Below are 19,189 nucleotides of genomic sequence, written 5' to 3'. Positions count from 1 at the left end.
GGCGCGAGGACAAAGAAGGAAGCCGCGCCCCCCGCCGGGGCGCCACGCTACGCCGTCGACGGGGGCGCCCCCTCCGAGACCCGGCCATCGATCTCGCGCCAAAACCCCGCCCGGATCGCATAGCGATCATGCTCATCGATCTGGTCATCCTTGTGCGCCAGCAACCCGAACCGCGCCGCATACCGCAACAGCTCCCCGTCGATCCGGTGCGGCACCCTCGGGTACATCACGGACAGCTTCTGCACCTGCCCCGGCTCCGGCAGCCGTCCCATCCAGCGCCGCGCGAAGACCTGGCCCACCTCGAAGGGGTCGCCCCCCACCGTGGTGATGTCCTCCTCCCGGTCCGCCCACCGCTGCTCCGCGCTGGTGAGCTGCGCCAGCGTCGGCAGCGACGCGGTCTCGGGCGGTTCGCCCGCCGTACCGCCACCGCCGCCGCCCCCGGGGCGCTCGACCCACCCCTTGTCCGAGGACCACCGGAGCGTCGCCCCCGCGGCCGCGCTGCCCGACGACCCGCCCGACGACCCCCCCGACGGCCCGACCGAGGGCCCCAGCGGAGCCCGCAGGCTCGCGAGGTCCCTGGGCGTCGGCACACCACGGCTCCCCGGCGCCGGAGGCACGTCCGCGTCCGAGGGGGACTCGTGCTCGGCCGGCCCCGAGCCGTTGCGCCCCGCCGCGGCCGGCGCCACGGCCCCGTCGGCCTTCCGGGCCGGGGCGGCCGGAACGGAGGAGCCGGAGGACCCCGACGCGGCCGCCGGCTCGGGCCCCGACTCCGGCAGCGGCGCCGACAGGATCGCCGCGATCTCCGGCCGCGGCACCGGCGGCGGCGGGCACACCCCGGCCGTCTCCTTGGCCCGTACCGAATGGGTGATCCACGCCCGGTCCAGCACGCGCCGCTCGTCCGCCTCGGCCACCAGGTCCTCGGACTGGTTGTAGTCGCCGTCCGCGGCCTGCACGGCCCACAGGTGCACCGCGACGCCGTGTTCCTTGGCGGACATCAGGCCGGGCAGCAGATCCCCGTCGCCGGTCACCAGGACCACGTCCGAGCAGGCGCGGTTCCTGGCCAGCTCGGTCAGCTCCGCGTGCATCGCCGCGTCCACGCCCTTCTGCGCCCAGCGCCCGTCGCTGCGGGTCAGCGCGCCCAGCCGGACCGTGACGCGGGGCATGACGCGCAGCCGCCGGTGTTCGGGCTGGGGGACGCGGTCGGGGGCGCCGTCGAACCAGTAGATCCGGAGCAGCGGCTGTTCCGTATCGGCCTCGGCCCGCTCGCGCAGGCCCTGGATGAGCGCGGCGTGGTCGACGGTGATGCGGGAGCGGGCCGGTTCTCCGGCGAGGAGACTCGCCGCGGCGCCCAGCAAATATCCGGCGTCCACCAGGACGACGCAGCGATCCACGTGTTCCACCCCTCTTTCGGCAACCTCGGGATCGGGCGATCGGGAGTTACTGCGGGTTTGCTTCGAGTCTGCCCGACGGCAAGAGGCTTGACGTCCGGAACTCGATCATCGGCGTGGCGTATCCCACACCGGCCCCGTGACATGGGCTCACTACCCAGCGCAATGATCCAAAATGCGGCAATTTATCGCATATGTGAGTCTGAACGCGTCCCGGTCCCGGGACCGTCTCAGGAGGCACCTTCATGGCGAAGAACAAGAACCGTGACCGCAACAAGCAGCAGACCCCGCCGGCGGAGGCGCGCGGCCCCGAGGAGTCCCGGTCGTCCGAGGACCGCTCGGACCAGGTGCAGTCCCGGATAACCCCGTCGGACATGCCGCACAAGGGCAAGCAGAAGCGCTTCGGCCACAACTGACGGCCACCACTGGCGCCGTCCACGCGCGAGGGGCACGCCCGGTGGTCCGGGCGTGCCCCTCAGCCGTGCAATTCAGTGGTACGTCAGCCCGCCAGGCACGCCGGGCCCAGCAGCACCTTCAGGTCGCCGAACAGCGCCGCGTCCGGCCGCACCCGGTGCCGGTCCAGCCGGAGCACCGTCGTCTTCCTGGCGCCCTGGAGCTTGATCCGCACCTCGGAGTTGCCCCGGTGGTGGCCGAGGATCTCGCCGAGCCTGCTGATCATCGGCGGGGTGACCTTCACCGTCGGGATCGTGATGACCACCGGCGCGTCCGTGCCGGCCGACGACACGTCGGGCACCTGGAGTTCCATGGCGACCAGCCGGGGGATGTCCTCCCGCTTGTCGAGGCGGCCCTTGACGAACACGACGGTGTCCTCCACGAGTTGGGTGGAGACCAGCTGGTAGGTCGCGGGGAAGAACATGCACTCGATGGATCCGGCGAGGTCCTCGACGGTGGCGATGGCCCAGGCGTTGCCCTGCTTGGTCATCTTGCGCTGGAGGCCGGAGATGATGCCGCCGATGGTGACGACCGCGCCGTCCGCGTGCTCGCCGCCGGTGAGCTGGGAGATCGCCGCGTCCGACTTGTCCGACAGCACGTGCTCCAGGCCGAAGAGCGGGTGGTCGGAGACGTACAGGCCGAGCATCTCCCGCTCCTGCGCGAGGAGGTACGACTTGTCCCACTCGACGTCGGAGAACTCGACGTCGAGGCCGAAGCCGGGCTCGTCGTTCTGCTCCTCGCCCATCCCGCCGAAGAGGTCGAACTGCCCCTCGGCCTCCTTGCGCTTCACCGCGACCACGTTGTCGATCATCGGCTCGTGGTGGGCGACGAGCCCCTTGCGGGTGTGGCCCATCTCGTCGAAGGCGCCGGCCTTGATCAGCGACTCGACGGTCCGCTTGTTGCAGACGACCACCTCGACCTTGTCCAGGAAGTCGGGGAACGAGCTGTACTTCCCCTTGGCCTTGCGGCACCGGATGATCGAGTCGACCACGTTCTGCCCGACGTTCCTGATCGCCGTGAGGCCGAAGAGGATCACGTCGTCGCCCTGCGCGGCGAAGTTCGACTGGGACTCGTTGACGTTCGGCGGGAGCACCTTGATGCCCATGCGGCGGCACTCGTTGAGGTAGACGGCCGACTTGTCCTTGTCGTCCTTGACGGAGGTCAGCAGCGCCGCCATGTACTCGGCGGGGTGGTTCGCCTTCAGGTACGCGGTCCAGTAGGTGACCAGGCCGTACGCGGACGAGTGGGCCTTGTTGAAGGCGTATCCGGCGAACGGCACCAGGACGTCCCACAGCGCCTGGATCGCCTCGTCCGAGTAGCCGTTCTTCTTGGCGCCGGCCTGGAAGAGGACGAAGTTCTTCGCCAGCTCGTCGGCCTTCTTCTTGCCCATCACGCGGCGCAGGATGTCGGCCTCGCCCAGTGAGTACCCGGCGATGATCTGGGCGGCCTTCTGCACCTGCTCCTGGTACACGATCAGGCCGTGGGTGAGGCCGAGGATCTCCTTGAGGGGCTCCTCCAGCTCCGGGTGGATCGGGGTGATCTCCTGCTGGCCGTTCTTGCGCAGCGCGTAGTTCGTGTGCGAGTTCATGCCCATCGGGCCCGGCCGGTAGAGGGCCGAGACGGCGGAAATGTCCTCGAAGTTGTCGGGCTTCATCAGGCGCAGCAGGGAGCGCATGGGCCCGCCGTCGAACTGGAAGACGCCGAGGGTGTCACCGCGGCAGAGCAGTTCGTACGTCGTCGGGTCGGTGAGCGGCAGCGCGAGCAGGTCGAGGTCGATGCCCTTGTTGACCTTCACCATCTTGACGGCGTCGTCCATGATCGTGAGGTTGCGCAGCCCCAGGAAGTCCATCTTGAGGAGGCCGAGCGACTCGCACTGGGGGTAGTCCCACTGCGTGATGGTCACCCCGTCGGTGTGCCGCACCCAGATCGGGGCGTGGTCGACGATCGGCTCGCTGGACATGATCACACCGGCTGCGTGCACACCCATCTGCCGGACCAGGCCCTCCACACCCTTCGCGGTGTCGATGACCTTCTTCACGTCCGGTTCGTTCTCGTACATCGCCCGGATCTCGCCCGCCTCGCTGTAGCGCGGGTGCTTGGGGTCCGTGATGCCGTTGAGGTCGATGCCCTTGCCGAGGACGTCGGCGGGCATGGCCTTGGTGAGGCGGTCGCCCATCGCGTACGGGTAGCCGAGGACGCGCGCGGAGTCCTTGATCGCGTTCTTGGCCTTGATCTTTCCGTACGTACCGATCATGGCGACCTTGTCGGCGCCGTACTTCTCCGTCACGTACCGGATGACCTCGCCGCGCCGGCGCTCGTCGAAGTCGATGTCGACGTCGGGCATGGAGATGCGCTCGGGGTTGAGGAACCGCTCGAAGATCAGCCCGTGTTCGATCGGGTCGAGGTCGGTGATGCCCATGGCGTACGAGACGATCGAGCCGGCCGCCGAGCCGCGGCCGGGGCCCACCGCGATGCCGTTGTTCTTGGCCCACATGATGAAGTCGGCGACCACCAGGAAGTACCCGGGGAAGCCCATCTCGATGATGATCCCCATCTCGTACTCGACCTGCTTGAGCCGGTCCTCCGGGATGCCGCCGGGGTAGCGGCGGGCCATGCCGCGCATGGTCTCCTCGCGGAACCAGGTGACCTCGGTGAAGCCCTCGGGGATGTCGAACCGGGGCATCAGGTTCCGCTCCTGGAACATGCCGTCGGTGTCGATCTGCTGCGCCACCAGCAGGGTGTTGGCGCAGCCCTCCTGCCAGGCGTCGGAGGAGTCCACCGCGTACATCTCGTCCGTGGACTTGAGGTAGTAGCCGGTGCCGTCGAAGCGGAAGCGGTCCGGGTCGGACAGGTTCTTGCCGGTCTGGATGCAGAGCAGCGCGTCGTGGGCGGTGGCCTCGTTCGCGTACGTGTAGTGCGAGTCGTTGGTGACCAGCGGGGGGATGCCGAGCTTCTGGCCGATCTCCAGCAGGCCGTCCCTGACCCGGCGTTCGATCTCGATGCCGTGGTCCATCAGCTCCAGGAAGTACCGGTCCTTGCCGAAGATGTCCTGGTACTCGGAGGCCGCCTTGAGCGCGTCGTCGAACTGGCCGAGGCGCAGCCGGGTCTGGACCTCGCCGGACGGGCAGCCGGTGGAGGCGATCAGGCCCTCGGACCACTGGGCGATGGTCTCCTTGTCCATCCGCGGCCACTTCGTCAGCCAGCCCTCGGCGTACGCGTCGGAGGAGAGGCGGAAGAGGTTGTGCAGCCCCTTCGCGTTCGCCGCCCAGATCGTCTTGTGGGTGTAACCGCCGGAACCGGACACGTCGTCCCGCTTCTGGTGCGGCTGTCCCCACTGGATCTTCCGCTTGTTGCGCCGCGACTCGGGGGCGACGTACGCCTCGATCCCGATGATGGGGGTGACGCCGGCCTTCTTCGCCTGGTGGAAGAAGTCGTAGGCCCCGTGCAGGTTCCCGTGGTCCGTCATGGCGATGTGGGACATGCCCATCTCACCGCAGGCCTTGAACATGTCCGCCAGCCGCGCGGCACCGTCCAGCAGGGAGTACTGGGTGTGGACATGCAGGTGCGTGAAAGGCGGCTTGGTCACGACGGGGGCCTCCGGCGAACGGCGATCGACAGGCTGCGGAACAGTCTGGGGGGACAGCGTGGAAGTCTACGACTCGGGACCGACAAACGAGGGCCGGACGGGCCCGCCGGCGGGCACTCGCGAGTACCGTCGTGCGTTGCCACTTCTGACGGCGCCGAGGCGCCGTCGACACCCTTAGCCCTTGCACCAGGAGGCACCCCGCGATGTCGGTCCCGCGTCCCGCAGAAACAGCTGACGAGGAGCGCGGCGAGGAGATCCTCGCCGTGTTCGGCACCGCTTTCGGCCGGCTGCTGGCGGCCGACCCGGCCGCCTTCCAGGTGAAGTTCCGGAAGATGGCGGCGTCCGCGTTCGCGTTCTACCGGGGCACCGCGGCCCTCTTCTACCACGACCTGGAGCAGCAGCGGGCGGGCAGCAGGGCGAGCGGCCCGTTCCTGGACGAGCGGACCGGCCGGGTGTGGATCCACGGCGATCTGCACGCGGAGAACTTCGGCACGTACATGGACGCCAACGGCCGGCTGATCTTCAACGTCAACGACTTCGACGAGGCGTACATCGGCCCCTTCACCTGGGACCTCAAGCGCTTCGCGGCCTCCCTCGCGCTGATCGGGTACACGAAGGCGCTGAGCGACGAACAGATCACGGAGCTGGTGGAGATCTACGCGGGCGCGTACCGCGAGCGGATCCACGCGCTGGCGACGGGCGCCAAGAACGACGAGGTGCCGCCCTTCACGCTGGACACCGCCGAGGGGCCGCTGCTCGGGGCGCTGCGCGCGGCCCGTTCGCTGACCCGGTTCGCGCTGCTCGACTCGATGACGGAGATCCGGGAGTACGAGCGGCGCTTCGCCTCCGGCGGCGGCGCGGTGGAGCTGGACGCGGCGACCCGTTACAAGATCCTTGCGGCCTTCGACGGCTATCTGGAGACCCTTCCCGAGTCCAGCCTGACCCGCCCGGACTCGTACCGTGTGAAGGACGTCGTGGGGCGGCGCGGGATCGGCATCGGGTCGGCCGGGCTGCCCTCGTACAACATCCTGCTGGAGGGCAACAGCGACGCCCTGGAGAACGACGTCGTGATCTACATGAAGCAGGCGCAGGTCCCGGCGGTGTCCCGGCACATCACGGACGCGGCCGTCCGGGAGTACTTCCAGCACGAGGGCCACCGCACGGTGATCTCGCAGCGGGCGCTCCAGGCGCACGCTGACCCGTGGCTGGGCTGGACGGAGCTGGACGGGGCGGGCCAGCTGGTCGCGGAGATCTCGCCGTACGCGGTGGACCTGGACTGGTCGGACCTGGACGACCCGGAGGAGATCGCGGCGGTGGTCGCGGACCTGGGCAGGGCCACGGCGACGATGCACGCGGCGGCGGACGACGAGAGCGGCCACTCGCTGGTGCCGTTCTCCACCGAGCGGGCCATCGACGCGGCGATCGCGGGCGACGAGGACGGCTTCGCGGCGCTGCTGGTGGACTTCGCGCACACGTACGGGGCGCGGGCGCGGGCCGACCACCAGATCTTCGTGGACCTGTTCCGCAACGGACGGCTGGCGTAGCGCGCGCCCCGGGCGGGCCTCTCGGGCCCGCCCGGGGCCGTCCGCCGCCCGGTGCCCCACCCGCCCTTTAAGGGGTGTTTACAGGGCGGCATGGCACACTCGGCGACAATGGACATTTCCGGGACGCAGCTCCGAGCACTGCGGGCAGCACTGTTCACGGCACTCGTCGTGACGCTGTCCGTGGGCTCCCACGTGCTGCTCTCCCGGGTCCCCGTGCCCCTGCCCGTCGTGGCCGGCCTCAGCGCCGCGGTGTTCCTGCTGGCGTACGCGACAGCGGGCCGCGAGCGCGGCTTCTGGCCGATCGCGGGGCTGCTCGTCCCGCTGGAGCTGGCGGCGGACACCGTCTTCACCAGCGGGCAGCAGGTCTGTTACGGCCCGGCCGGCGGCCCCGTCGCGGGCTCGCTGCGCTCGGTCGGCCTCGACGTGCTGTGCGGCGGCGGCCTCGGGAACCCGCTCCCCGGAGTGGTCTCCCCCGAGCGCGGTGCCGCCGCGCTGCTGAACTCCCCCGACCCGGCCCTGCCCTGGCTGCTGCTCGCCGTGCACGTCTCGATCGGGCTGCTCGCCACGGTCTGGCTGCGGCACGGCGAGGCCGCGCTGGCCGGTCTGGTACGGACCGCCGCCACCTCCGCGTTCCGGCCGCTGCTCGTCGCCTTCTCCTCCGTCGCGGGGACCGTGCGCCGGGCCGTACGGCGCGGTGCGCGCCCCACGGGCCGCCCGCGCCCGTCCCGTACCCATCTGCTCGTGCACTCCGTAGGACGGCGGGGACCGCCGCTTCCCGCGCTCAGCGCCGCCTGAGCCGACCCGGCCCCTCCCCGTCCGTACCCCCACCAGCGCCTGCCCCCAGCGGCACGGGCGCGTCCTCACACGGAGTCAACGATCATGAGTACACGCAACAACCAGGCCAACAAGGCGGCGGCCCGCGAACGGCTGCGCCAGGAGCGCGAGCGCCAGGCGAAGAAGGACCGCTTCCGCCGCCAGGGGATCGTCGCCGGTTCCGCCGTCGTCCTCCTCGCGATAGCCGGCGGCGTCGGGTACGCCGTCGTCCAGGGCAACAAGCCCTCCCACTGGGAGGCCGCGAAGAACGAGACGACCGTCACCGCCCCGAAGAACACCACGGGCACGAACGGCACGACCGTCGTCATCGGCAAGGCGTCCGCCCCGAAGACCCTCGAAGTGTTCGAGGACTCCCGCTGCCCGATCTGCGCCCAGTTCGAGCAGACGGTCGGCACGACGGTCCAGAACGACATCGACGCGGGCAAGTTCAAGATCCAGTACGTCGGCGCGACGTTCATCGACAACTCCGACAACGGCACGGGCTCGAAGAACGCCCTGTCCGCGCTGGGCGCCGCGCTCAACGTGAGCCCCGAGGCGTTCCTCCAGTACAAGACCGCGCTCTACTCCACGCAGTTCCACCCGGAGGAGAGCAACGACAAGTTCGCCAAGGACAGCTACCTGCTCCAGGTCGCCGACTCGGTGAGCGCCCTCAAGAACAACGCGGCCTTCCAGAAGGACGTCGAGCAGGGCACGTTCGACGCCTGGGCGATGAAGATGTCCGCCACCTTCGACAAGAGCGGCGTGCAGGGCACCCCGACCTTCAAGATGGACGGCAAGACGCTCACGGCGGACGACGGCAGCCAGAACCCGCCCATGACGGTGGCGCAGTTCAACACGGCGATCGACAAGGCGCTCAAGGCCTGAGCCGACGAGCAGGACCGGGTGGGGCGGGGAGCGGTTTCCCCGCCCCACACCCGTCCCCCACCCGTCCCCCGCGAGCGCCTAGAGCGAGTCGATGAAACCGAGCGCCGTCCGCCAGGTCCGCTCGGCCGCCGCCTCGTCGTAGTCCGGCAGTTCGGGGTCGGTGTAGAGGTGCCCCGCGCCCTGGTACGGGTAGATCTCCACGTCCGCGCCGATCTGCCGCATCCGCAGATACCAGCTGTTCAGCCAGTCGTGCGACTCGAACGGGTCGGGGTCCGCGACATGCAGCTGTACGGGCAGCTCGTCCACGGCCGCGTTCTCCGCGATGTCGGACGTGCCGTGCAACAGCAGCAGTCCCCGCGCCTTCTCGTCCCCCAGCGCCAGGGTCTGCGCGATCGAGCCGCCGAGCGAGAACCCGGCGTACAGCAGACCGCGCTCCGAGTACGGCGCGGCGGCCAGGATCGCGCGCCGCAGCAGCTCCTCCTTGCCGATCTTGTCCTTCAGCGCGACGCCCTCTTCCACCGTCGCGGCGGTTTGTCCCTCGAAGAGGTCGGGCACGCGCACGTAATGCCCGGCCGCGCGCAGCCGGTCCGCACCCGCGTGCACGGCCGGGCGCAGGCCGTACATCGAGTGGAAAAGCATGATGTCCATCCCGCCATCCTGCCAGCCCGCCCGGAACTGCCTGAAACGGCCGGGAGACCCGGACAGCGACGGAAGACCCGGACAGGAGCGGGAGCCCCGGACCGGAACGGCCGGGGAGCCGGACGAGTCGAGAGGGAGACATGGAGAACGTACTGCGACCGCTGATCGTGGTCGGTGGCTCGATCGCACTGACCCTGGTGCTCGGCTGGGCGGTCGACGTCCTGCTGCGCCGGGCCGACGAGCGCCACCACGAGACGCCCCTGTGGGGGCTGCTGCGCCGCTGCCGGCTCCCCCTCCAGGTGGTCCTGCTGGCCGCCACCCTGCGCGCGACGTTCCGGGAGACCCGGTGGCCGTCCGTCGACAGCCACCAGGACCGGATCGGGCAGGCGCTGACGCTGGTGATCATCGGCGCCGGGGCCTGGCTGGTGATCCGGGCGGTGTCCGTCGCGGTCCAGTCGGCGTACGCGCGCTACGCGACGGTGACCCGCGACCCGGCGCGGGTGCGCCGGGTCCGTACGCAGGTCACCCTGATCATGCGGATCGTGACCGCCGTGGTCATCGTGGTGGCGGTGGCGGCGATCCTGCTGACCTTCCCCGGCCTGCGCACGATCGGTACGTCGATGCTGGCCTCGGCCGGCATCATCGGCATCGTGGCCGGGGTCGCGGCCCAGTCGACGCTCGGCAACCTCTTCGCGGGCTTCCAGATCGCGTTCGGCGACATGGTGCGCATCGGGGACACCGTGGTTGTCGACGGCGAGTGGGGCGTGGTGGAGGAGGTCACGCTGACCTTCCTGGCGGTACGGACCTGGGACGAGCGGCGCATCACCATGCCGGTGTCGTACTTCACCAGCCGCCCCTTCGAGAACTGGTCGCGCGGCGGGGTCCAGATGACCGGCACGGTCTTCTTCCAGCTGGACCACACGGCGCCGGTGGACCTGATGCGGGAGAAGCTGCACGACATCCTGCTGGAGTGCCCGTCCTGGGACGGCCGCGACTGGAGCCTGGCCGTCACGGACACCACCCCGAGCACGATGGAGGTACGCGCGGTGGTCACCGCGAAGGACGCGGACGACATCTGGACCACGCGCTGCGCGGTGCGGGAACGGCTCCTGGCCTGGCTGGCGGCCGAACACCCCCAGGCCCTCCCGAGGATCACGATGTCCCCGGCCCGCTCCACCCCGGCCAAACCCAGCCCGTCCGGCGCTTGACACCCCACCACCGAGCCGAGCCACATCAAGCCCGTCCGCCGCTCGACACCCCACCACCGAGCCGAACCACATCAAGCCCGTCCGGCGATTGAGGACGCACTACGGCCGCAGGCCGTGCACCCGGACCCCCCGCCCCCGCGCTACCGCATGCTGTGCACATCCAGGTGCCGCAACACCCGGTCCACCAGCTCCGGATCCGCCCCCGGCTCACTCCGCGCCGCCAGGATCTCGTGCCGCGCCGCCGACATCATCTCGCGCTGGATCCGCTGCACGGTCTTGATCCGGTCCACCCGCCGCCGGAACCCCTCGCGCCGCTCGTCGTCCACGATGTCCGGGCTGATCCGCACCCCGAGGTCGAACGCCGCCCGCAGCAGCCGTTCGCTCAGCTCCTCCGGCAGGTCCTCGACGCTCTCGATCTCCCTGAGCCGGTGCCGCGCGGCCTTCGCGGCGCGCCCCGCGAGGATGTTCAGCAGGTCGCGCTCGGCGTCCGTGTCCGCCCGCACCCCGAGGCGCCGTACCAGCCACGGCAGGGTGAGCCCCTGGAAGACGAGGGTGGTCATGATGACCGCGAACGCGATGAAGATGATCTCGTCACGGCCCGGGAACGGCTCCCCGCTGTCGGTCTTGAGCGGGATCGCCAGCGCCAGCGCGACCGACGCCACCCCGCGCATCCCCGCCCACCACATGACCACGGTCTCACGCCAGCTGACCGGGATCTCCTCGTCGTAGTCGCGGAGTTTGTGCAGGCGCTTCGCCAGCCACGTCGCCGGCATCAGGTAGAGCAGCCGGACCCCGACGACCACCCCGACCACGGCGGCGCTCCAGCCCAGCAGCGCGCCGCCCCGGCCGTCGCCGGTGCCGAAGGCCTGGTGGAGTTCCAGCCCGATCAGGCCGAAGGCGATGCCGGTCACCAGCGTGTCGACGATCTGCCAGAAGGCGTTCCCGGCCAGCCGCCCCATGACGTCGTCGGCGTCCGCGGAGTGCTCGGCCAGGTAGAGGGCGACGGTGAGGACGGCGAGGACGCCCGAGCCGTGCAGCTCCTCCGCCAGGACGTACGCGGCGAACGGCACCAGGAGCGTCAGCCCGATCTGGAGGGTCGCGTCGTCCAGCAGGGACATCAGTTTGTTGGTGACCCAGCCGAGCGCGAGTCCCATCGCGACGGCCACCACCGCGGACAGCGCGAACTGCCCCACGGCCACCGGCCAGGAGAACGTGCCGCTGACGGCCGCCGAGATCGCCACGTGGTAGAGCACGATCGCCGTGACGTCGTTGAACAGGCCCTCGCCCTCCAGGATCGACACCAGCCGCCGGGGCAGCCCGAGGGAGCCCGCGACGGCGGTCGCGGCCACCGGGTCGGGCGGGGCGACGAGCGCGCCGAGCACGAGCGCGGCGGCGATCGGCAGCCCGGGGACGACGGCGTTGGCCACCGCGGCCACCGCGGCCGTCGTCACGAACACCAGCGCGACGGCGAGCAGGAAGATGGGCCGTTTGTTGGCCGTGAACTGCCGCCAGGACGTGCGCTGGACGGCGGCGTAGAGGATCGGGGGCAGCAGCAGCGGAAGGATGAGGTCCGGCGAGACGTCCACGTTCGGCACGAACGGCAGCAGGGCCAGGACGATCCCGATGATCGTCATCAGCACCGGCGACGGCAGCCCGAGCCGCTCCCCGAGCGGTACGGTGACCACCGCCCCCAGCAGGAGCACGAGCAGCAGGGCCAGCTGGTCCACGGTGTGTCGCCCTCCGGCGGCTCGGCAGCCCGGTCAGGCTGGATCAGGCGGCCAAGCCTGCCATGATCCCCGCGGGATTCCGGCGAGCGCGGCCCGGCCGGGGCCTGTCCGCCGGACAGGCCCCACAGGACCGGCCTGGCCCGCCCGCGCTACAGCACGCGCCGCATCGAGCGGTGCGGGATGCCCGCGTCCAGGAACTCCGGTCCGTACGCCTCGTACCCCAAGTGTTCGTAAAAACCCAGCGCGTGGGTCTGCGCGTGCAGATCCACCGCCGTGAGGCCCCGCTCGCGCGCCGCGTCCTCGATGGCGCGGACCAGGGCCGCGCCCAGTCCCCGGCCGCGCGCGGCCTGCCTCACGGCCAGGCGGCCCAGGGCGCCGACGCCCGGGTCCCCGCCGGTCCTGTCCGCCGCGCCGGGCCCGTACAGCAGCCGTCCGGTGCCCAGCGCCAGGCCGTCGTCCCGCAGGGCCAGCACCTGGATCGCGTCGTCGTCCCTGCCGTCGTACTCAAGGTCCTCCGGCACGCCCTGCTCCAGGACGAAGACCTCCTTGCGGACGGCGAAGCACGCCTCCCGGTCTTCCGGTCCCGCGGCCTCCCGCACGACGTGTCCCAGCAGGCCGCCGTCGATCGTGGTCATACGTTGCTCTCCGCCCTCACCTGGTCCAGCGCGCCCTGGAGATCGGCGGGGTACGTGCTCGCGTACTCCACCCACCGGCCGTCCGACGGGTGCTCGAAGCCAAGGCGCACCGCGTGCAGCCACTGCCGGGTGAGCCCCAGCCGCTTGGCCAGCGTCGGGTCCGCGCCGTACGTGAGGTCGCCGACGCACGGGTGGCGGTGGGCGGCCATGTGCACCCGGATCTGGTGGGTGCGGCCCGTCTCCAGCTTGATGTCCAGCAGCGATGCCGACCGGAACGCCTCGATCAGGTCGTAGTGCGTGACGGACGGCTTGCCCTCGGCGGTGACCGCGAACCTGTAGTCGTGGTTCGGGTGCCGGCCGATCGGGGCGTCGATCGTCCCGCTCATCGGGTCGGGGTGGCCCTGCACCAGCGCGTGGTAGCGCTTGTCGACGACGCGCTCCTTGAACTGCGCCTTGAGCAGCGTGTACGCGCGCTCCGACTTGGCGACGACCATCAGCCCCGAGGTGCCGACGTCCAGCCGGTGCACGACCCCCTGGCGCTCGGCCGCGCCCGAGGTGGAAATGCGGTAGCCGGCCGCGGCGAGACCGCCGATGACGGTGGTGCCGGTCCAGCCGGGGCTGGGGTGGGCGGCCACGCCGACGGGCTTGACGATCACCACGATGTCGTCGTCGTCGTGGATGATCTCCATGCCCTCGACGGCCTCGGCGACGATACGTATGGGCTGGGCGGGCTCGGGGAGCTCGACCTCCAGCCAGGCCCCGCCGCTGACCCGGTCGGACTTCCCGACCGCGGCGCCGTCGACCTGCACCTTCCCGGAGGCGGCCAGCTCGGCCGCCTTCGTACGGGAGAACCCGAACATACGGGCGAGGGCGGCGTCGACACGCTCGCCCTCCAGGCCATCGGGCACGGGCAGCGTTCTGATCTCGGGAAGACTCACCCGTCGAGTATGCCTTGTCAGTCCTTGTGGACCGTGCCGTCGGGGTCCAGGCCCCGGAAGGACAGCAGCACGATCAGGATGCCGCCGCAGACGATCGCGGAGTCGGCGAGGTTGAAGACCGCGAAGTGCGCGGGCGCGATGAAGTCGACCACGGCGCCCTGGAAGGGGCTCGGGGAGCGGAAGATCCGGTCGGTGAGGTTGCCGAGCGCGCCGCCGAGCAGCAGCCCCAGGGCGATCGCCCAGGGCAGGCTGTGGAGTTTGCGGGCCAGCCGCGCGATGACCACGATCACGGTCGCCGCGATCACCGTGAAGATCACCGTGAAGGCCTCGCCCATGCCGAACGCGGCGCCCGGGTTCCGTACCGCCTCGAACCGCAGCAGATCGCCGATGACGTCGATCGGCTCGTGGTGCTCCAGCCTGGCCACCACGAGCATCTTGCTGCCGAGGTCGAGCAGGTACGCCACGACGGCGACGGCGAAGAGGGCGGCGATCCTGCGCGGCCCCCTGGGCCGCTCGGCGGGAGCCGCGGTCTCGTCGTCCACATCCGGCGTACCGATGATGCGCTCCGCCTCTGCCACGTGAGTCCCTCAACCTAGATGTCTTATAGAGGACGAGGGTACGACACAGGCGTGCGAGTTCAGCCTCGACGTTCCTGCTTCTGCTTGTCCTCCACACACAGGGTGGCCCGCGGGAACGCCTGCATCCTGGCCTTGCCGATGGGCTTGCCGCAGACCTCGCAGAGCCCGTATGTGCCCGCGTCGAGGCGCAGGAGCGCCCGCTCGGTCTGTTCCAGCATCTCGCGCGCGTTGGCCGCCAGGGACATCTCGTGCTCGCGGGTGATGTTCTTCGTACCGGTGTCGGCGTCGTCGTCACCGGCGCCCGCCCCGGAGTCCCGCATGAGCCCGACGAGCGACGCCTCGGACGAGGCCAGCTCGGCCTGGAGCCGGGTGACCTCGCTCTCCATCAGCGCGCGGGCCTCCGCGACCTCCTCCGGGGTCCAGGGGTCCTCGCCGGGCCGTACCGCCAGTTCGCCCGGCGGTGCGGCCGTGGCGGCGGCCGGTGCCGTGACCGGGGCCTTGCCCGCGGCCGGTGTCCTGTCCCCCGTGGTCTTCTTCGCTGTCACCGTCTTGGCTCCCGTCTGTTCCGCGGCCTCGGCCGCCCCCTCGGCCGCGGACGCGGCCTGTTGTGACGCATTGCCGGCCGCCCTGGCGGGCGCCGTTTTCCCGGCCGCCGATGTCCCGGCCGCCGGCTTGTCGCCCGCCGGCTTCCTGCCCGCTGACTTCTTCGTCACCGGCTTCTTCGCCGCCGGCTTCCCGGCCCGGGCCTTCTTCGCGGACTCCTGGGGCGGTGCGCCCCCGGCCGGTGTGTCCCCGGTCGGTGCCCGGTCGGCCGCCGCGGTGTTCACCGTGGTCCCGGCGGCCTTCCTCGCCGCGGCCTTCGGCGCGGTCGTCTTCTTCGCGGCGCTCTTCTTCGCCACCATGGCCGCGGCCCCTTCACACTTGGTGATCTTGCTCGCGAATCGTGCTGGGACGATAAATCGACCCCAGCCCCGCGGCAACGGGGCACGCCGCCGCTCGGGTCCCGTCCGGCGACAGGACCCCGGCCCCTTCTGTGCCGCGACAACAGGAGCCTCCCACCGTTGTGCCCACCTCGCCGCCCGGTAATCCGCCACGCGAGCGGCTCCGGAGCCCGGATGCGCCCGTTCGCCCGTCCGAGCCGGACGTTCGGCCGTACGGCGCCCCGGGGCACGGCGGCGACCTGGGCGGCCACCGCGGCGACAACCTACGCCGCCGCCTGCCGGAGCGGCGTAAACCCGTCGGCCGGGCCCCGCCCCGCCCCGTACACTGGACGCAGCGAGAGGCGTGGATGGGGACGAGTACCCCCGTGAGCGGCCATGAGCGACCCGGGGACGGTGAGAGCCCGGGGGCGAGCGCGGGGCGAAGCATCACCCCGGAGCCGCCGGAAGAAAGTCCGGGGACGTACCACCAGGTAGGTCCCGGGCGAGTAGACCCGGCAGCGCGACCCAATGAGGGGGCCACGGGCGGCACGCCCGGGGCCAAGGAGGGTGGTACCGCGGGAGCGCAGCTCTCGTCCCTCCGACGGAGACGACGCAGTTCCGCCGGAGGAAGACCACCAGATGACATCGACGCCCGCGACCCCCCGGTACCGCCAGGTGCCCGCCCAGGTCGACCTGCCCGCGCTGGAGCACGCCGTGCTCGACTTCTGGCGCGACGGCAAGATCTTCGACAAGACCCTCGCCCACTCCGAGGGCCGCCCCGAGTGGGTCTTCTACGAGGGCCCGCCCACCGCCAACGGCATGCCGGGCGCCCACCACATCGAGGCCCGCGTCTTCAAGGACGTCTTCCCGCGCTTCCGTACGATGCGCGGCTACCACGTCGCGCGCAAGGCCGGCTGGGACTGCCACGGCCTGCCGGTCGAGCTGGCCGTCGAGAAGGAGCTGGGCTTCACCGGCAAGAAGGACATCGAGGCGTACGGCATCGCCGAGTTCAACGCCAGGTGCCGGGAGTCGGTGACCCGCCACACCGACGCGTTCACCGAGCTGACGACCCGCATGGGCTACTGGGTCGACCTCGACGACGCGTACCGCACGATGGACCCGCAGTACGTCGACTCGGTGTGGTGGTCCCTCAAGGAGATCTTCAACAAGGGCCTGCTGGTCCAGGACCACCGGGTGGCCCCCTGGTGCCCCCGCGACGAGACGGGCCTGTCCGACCACGAGCTGGCGCAGGGCTACGAGACGATCATCGACCCCTCGGTCTTCGTCCGCTTCCCGCTGACCTCCGGCCCGCTCGCGGGCGAGGCGTCGCTGCTGGTCTGGACGACCACTCCGTGGACCCTGGTGTCGAACACCGCCGTCGCCGCCCACCCCGACGTGCGGTACGTGGTCGCGACGGACGGCCGGGAGAAGCTGGTCGTCGCCGAGCCGCTGCTCGCGAAGGCGCTCGGCGAGGGCTGGGAGGTGACCGGTGAGTCCTTCACCGGCCGCGAGATGGAGTACTGGACGTACGACCGGCCCTTCCGGCTGATCGACTTCCCCGAGGGCACGACCGCCCACTACGTGGTCAACGCGGAGTACGTCACCACGGAGGACGGCACCGGCCTGGTCCACCAGTCCCCCGCCTTCGGCGAGGAGGACCTCAAGGTCTGCCGCGCGTACGGCCTGCCGGTCGTCAACCCGGTCCGCCCGAACGGCACCTTCGAGGAGAGCGTCCCGCTGGTCGGCGGCGTCTTCTTCAAGAAGGCGGACGAAGCGCTGACGGAGGACCTGCGCGAGCGCGGGGTGCTCTTCCGCCATGTGCCGTACGAGCACAGCTATCCGCACTGCTGGCGCTGCCACACCGCGCTCCTCTACTACGCGCAGCCCTCGTGGTACATCCGCACGACGGCGGTCAAGGACCGGCTGCTGGAGGAGAACGAGAAGACCAACTGGTTCCCGGACTCGGTCAAGCACGGCCGCTACGGCGACTGGCTGAACAACAACGTGGACTGGGCGCTGTCCCGCAACCGCTACTGGGGCACCCCGCTGCCGATCTGGCGCTGCGAGGACAACCACCTCACCTGTGTGGGCTCCCGCGCCGAGCTGACCGAACTGACCGGCACCGACCAGTCCGGGCTCGACCCGCACCGCCCGTACATCGACGAGGTGACCTTCGCCTGCCCCGACTGCGGGCAGACGTCGACCCGCGTGCCCGAGGTCATCGACGCCTGGTACGACTCCGGTTCGATGCCGTTCGCGCAGTGGGGCTACCCGTACCGGAACAAGGATCTGTTCGAGAAGCGCTACCCGGCGCAGTTCATCTCCGAGGCGATCGACCAGACGCGCGGCTGGTTCTACACGCTGATGGCCGTCGGCACGCTCGTCTTCGACAAGTCGAGTTACGAGAACGTGGTCTGCCTCGGGCACATCCTCGCCGAGGACGGCAGGAAGATGTCCAAGCACCTGGGCAACATCCTCCAGCCGATCCCGCTGATGGACCAGCACGGCGCCGACGCCGTGCGGTGGTTCATGGCAGCCGGCGGCTCCCCGTGGGCGGCGCGCCGGGTCGGCAACGGCACGATCCAGGAGGTCGTCCGCAAGACCCTCCTCACCTACTGGAACACGGTCGCCTTCCAGGCCCTGTACGCGCGGACGTCGGACTGGGCGCCGAGCGCGGCCGACCCGGCGCCGGCCGACCGCCCGCTGCTGGACCGCTGGCTGCTCAGCGAGTTGCACGCGCTGGTCGACCAGGCGACGGAGGCGATGGAGGCGTACGACACCCAGCGCACCGGCAAACTGCTGTCGGCGTTCGTCGACGATCTCTCCAACTGGTACGTACGGCGCTCCCGCCGCCGCTTCTGGCAGGGCGACAAGGCGGCGCTGCGCACGCTGCACGAGGTGGTCGAGACGGTCACCCGCCTGATGGCCCCGCTGACGCCGTTCATCACCGAGCGGGTCTGGCAGGACATGATCACACCGGTCACGCCGGACGCGCCGGAGTCGGTGCACCTGGCGGACTGGCCGGCGGCGGACCTGGCGGCGATCGACCCCACCCTCTCCCAGCAGATGCTGCTGGTACGGCGCCTGGTGGAGCTGGGCAGGGCGACGCGCGCGGAGTCGGGCGTCAAGACCCGCCAGCCCCTGTCGCGCGCCCTGATCGCGGCGACGGGCTTCGAGGCGCTGTCGGCCGAACTGCGCGCGCAGATCACGGAGGAGCTGAACGTCTCGTCCCTCGCCACGCTCGCCGAGGTCGGCGGCTCGCTGGTCGACACGACGGCGAAGGCGAACTTCCGCGCGCTGGGCAAGCGTTTCGGCAAGGGCGTCCAGGCGGTCGCGAAGGCGGTCGCCGAGGCGGACGCGGCGGCGCTGTCCGCGGCGCTGCGGGAGGGCACGGCGTCGGTGACGGTGGACGGCGTGACGATCACGCTCGCCCCCGACGAGGTGATCATCACGGAAACCCCGCGGGAGGGCTGGTCGGTGGCCTCCGACTCGGGCGCGACGGTCGCGCTGGACCTGGAGATCACCCCCGAACTGCGGCTGGCGGGCCTGGCCCGTGACGCGATCCGGCTGATCCAGGAGGCGCGCAAGAACAGCGGCCTGGACGTGGCGGACCGCATCGCGCTGCGCTGGCGGACGACGGACGAGGCGGTCCGTACGGCGCTGACGGACCACGCGGCGCTGATCGCGGACGAGGTCCTGTCGACGGACTACGCGGAGGGCGTCCCGGACGCCACGTACGGCGCCCCGTTCACGGACGAGGGCCTGTCCCTGACGTTCCACCTGCGCAAGGCCTGAGGTTCCCCTACCCGCCCCTTCCCGAAACTGGGGGCGAGCCCCCAGACCCCCGTGTCCTCAAACGCCGGACGGGCTTGATT

General features: G+C 70.9%; 14 protein-coding genes. 6 read left to right on the top strand and 8 right to left on the bottom strand.

Features of this window, described 5'->3' with window-relative positions; translation table 11 throughout:
* Window positions 1-47 precede the first annotated feature (47 nt).
* Entirely contained in the window at window positions 48-1,400 is a 1,353-nt protein-coding gene (locus tag ACIODU_RS32745; RefSeq protein WP_401772629.1) for an NYN domain-containing protein, read from the bottom strand.
* A 233-nt stretch (window positions 1,401-1,633) separates the two neighbouring features.
* Between ACIODU_RS32745 and ACIODU_RS32740 the strand changes: the two genes are divergently transcribed.
* Window positions 1,634-1,804, top strand: coding sequence for a hypothetical protein (locus tag ACIODU_RS32740; protein ID WP_401772627.1), 171 nt, complete (start codon window positions 1,634-1,636; stop codon window positions 1,802-1,804).
* Between the two features lie 83 nt (window positions 1,805-1,887).
* Here the strand turns inward: ACIODU_RS32740 and dnaE are convergent, their stop codons facing one another.
* Window positions 1,888-5,427, bottom strand: coding sequence for a DNA polymerase III subunit alpha (gene dnaE / locus ACIODU_RS32735; protein WP_356432889.1), 3,540 nt, complete (start codon window positions 5,425-5,427; stop codon window positions 1,888-1,890).
* A gap of 203 nt (window positions 5,428-5,630) precedes the next feature.
* Between dnaE and ACIODU_RS32730 the strand changes: the two genes are divergently transcribed.
* From ACIODU_RS32730 to ACIODU_RS32720, 3 genes are all read left to right on the top strand, one after another.
* A complete protein-coding gene (locus tag ACIODU_RS32730) occupies window positions 5,631-6,971 on the top strand; it encodes a DUF2252 domain-containing protein (protein ID WP_356432891.1) in 1,341 nt (446 codons plus the stop codon).
* A gap of 108 nt (window positions 6,972-7,079) precedes the next feature.
* On the top strand, window positions 7,080-7,766 hold the full coding sequence (locus tag ACIODU_RS32725; protein ID WP_401772624.1) for a hypothetical protein: 687 nt from the start codon (window positions 7,080-7,082) through the stop codon (window positions 7,764-7,766).
* An 84-nt stretch (window positions 7,767-7,850) separates the two neighbouring features.
* Complete coding sequence (locus ACIODU_RS32720; protein ID WP_356432895.1) at window positions 7,851-8,669, top strand: thioredoxin domain-containing protein; 819 nt, start codon at window positions 7,851-7,853, stop codon at window positions 8,667-8,669.
* Between the two features lie 78 nt (window positions 8,670-8,747).
* Here the strand turns inward: ACIODU_RS32720 and ACIODU_RS32715 are convergent, their stop codons facing one another.
* On the bottom strand, window positions 8,748-9,317 hold the full coding sequence (locus ACIODU_RS32715; RefSeq protein WP_202534399.1) for a dienelactone hydrolase family protein: 570 nt from the start codon (window positions 9,315-9,317) through the stop codon (window positions 8,748-8,750).
* A 131-nt stretch (window positions 9,318-9,448) separates the two neighbouring features.
* Here ACIODU_RS32715 and ACIODU_RS32710 point away from each other — a divergent pair, with 131 nt between their 5' ends.
* Window positions 9,449-10,516, top strand: a complete 1,068-nt coding sequence (locus ACIODU_RS32710) for a mechanosensitive ion channel domain-containing protein (protein ID WP_356432899.1) — start codon at window positions 9,449-9,451, stop codon at window positions 10,514-10,516.
* Window positions 10,517-10,656: 140 nt separating this feature from the next.
* On the opposite strand, the gene ACIODU_RS32705 is transcribed toward ACIODU_RS32710, so the two are convergent.
* The 5 genes from ACIODU_RS32705 to ACIODU_RS32685 all read right to left on the bottom strand — a co-directional run bounded on the left by ACIODU_RS32705 (window position 10,657) and on the right by ACIODU_RS32685 (window position 15,296).
* Window positions 10,657-12,243 (bottom strand): Na+/H+ antiporter, encoded by a 1,587-nt coding sequence (locus tag ACIODU_RS32705; protein WP_356432901.1) that lies wholly within the window; start codon window positions 12,241-12,243, stop codon window positions 10,657-10,659.
* Between the two features lie 149 nt (window positions 12,244-12,392).
* Window positions 12,393-12,878: a GNAT family N-acetyltransferase gene (locus ACIODU_RS32700; RefSeq protein WP_356432903.1), complete on the bottom strand. Its 486-nt coding sequence runs from the start codon at window positions 12,876-12,878 to the stop codon at window positions 12,393-12,395.
* On the bottom strand, window positions 12,875-13,816 hold the full coding sequence (locus tag ACIODU_RS32695) for an RluA family pseudouridine synthase (RefSeq protein WP_401772619.1): 942 nt from the start codon (window positions 13,814-13,816) through the stop codon (window positions 12,875-12,877). The genes ACIODU_RS32700 and ACIODU_RS32695 overlap by 4 nt, the downstream gene beginning before the upstream one ends.
* Window positions 13,817-13,833: 17 nt before the next feature.
* Window positions 13,834-14,394 carry a signal peptidase II gene (gene lspA, locus ACIODU_RS32690; protein ID WP_356432907.1) on the bottom strand — a complete coding sequence of 187 codons (561 nt, stop codon included), beginning with the start codon at window positions 14,392-14,394 and terminating at the stop codon, window positions 13,834-13,836.
* Window positions 14,395-14,453: 59 nt separating this feature from the next.
* The gene (locus ACIODU_RS32685; RefSeq protein ID WP_401772616.1) at window positions 14,454-15,296 is read right to left on the bottom strand and encodes a TraR/DksA C4-type zinc finger protein; all 843 of its coding nucleotides are present in this window, start codon (window positions 15,294-15,296) and stop codon (window positions 14,454-14,456) included.
* A 657-nt stretch (window positions 15,297-15,953) separates the two neighbouring features.
* On the opposite strand from ACIODU_RS32685, the gene ileS reads away from it, so the two are divergent.
* Window positions 15,954-19,109, top strand: coding sequence for an isoleucine--tRNA ligase (gene ileS / locus ACIODU_RS32680; RefSeq protein ID WP_401772615.1), 3,156 nt, complete (start codon window positions 15,954-15,956; stop codon window positions 19,107-19,109).
* The last annotated feature ends 80 nt before the right edge of the window (window positions 19,110-19,189 follow it).

The organism is Streptomyces sp. NPDC088261 (assembly GCF_044740805.1).
GTDB lineage: Bacteria > Actinomycetota > Actinomycetes > Streptomycetales > Streptomycetaceae > Streptomyces.
This window is presented reverse-complemented; position numbering and strand designations above follow the sequence as displayed.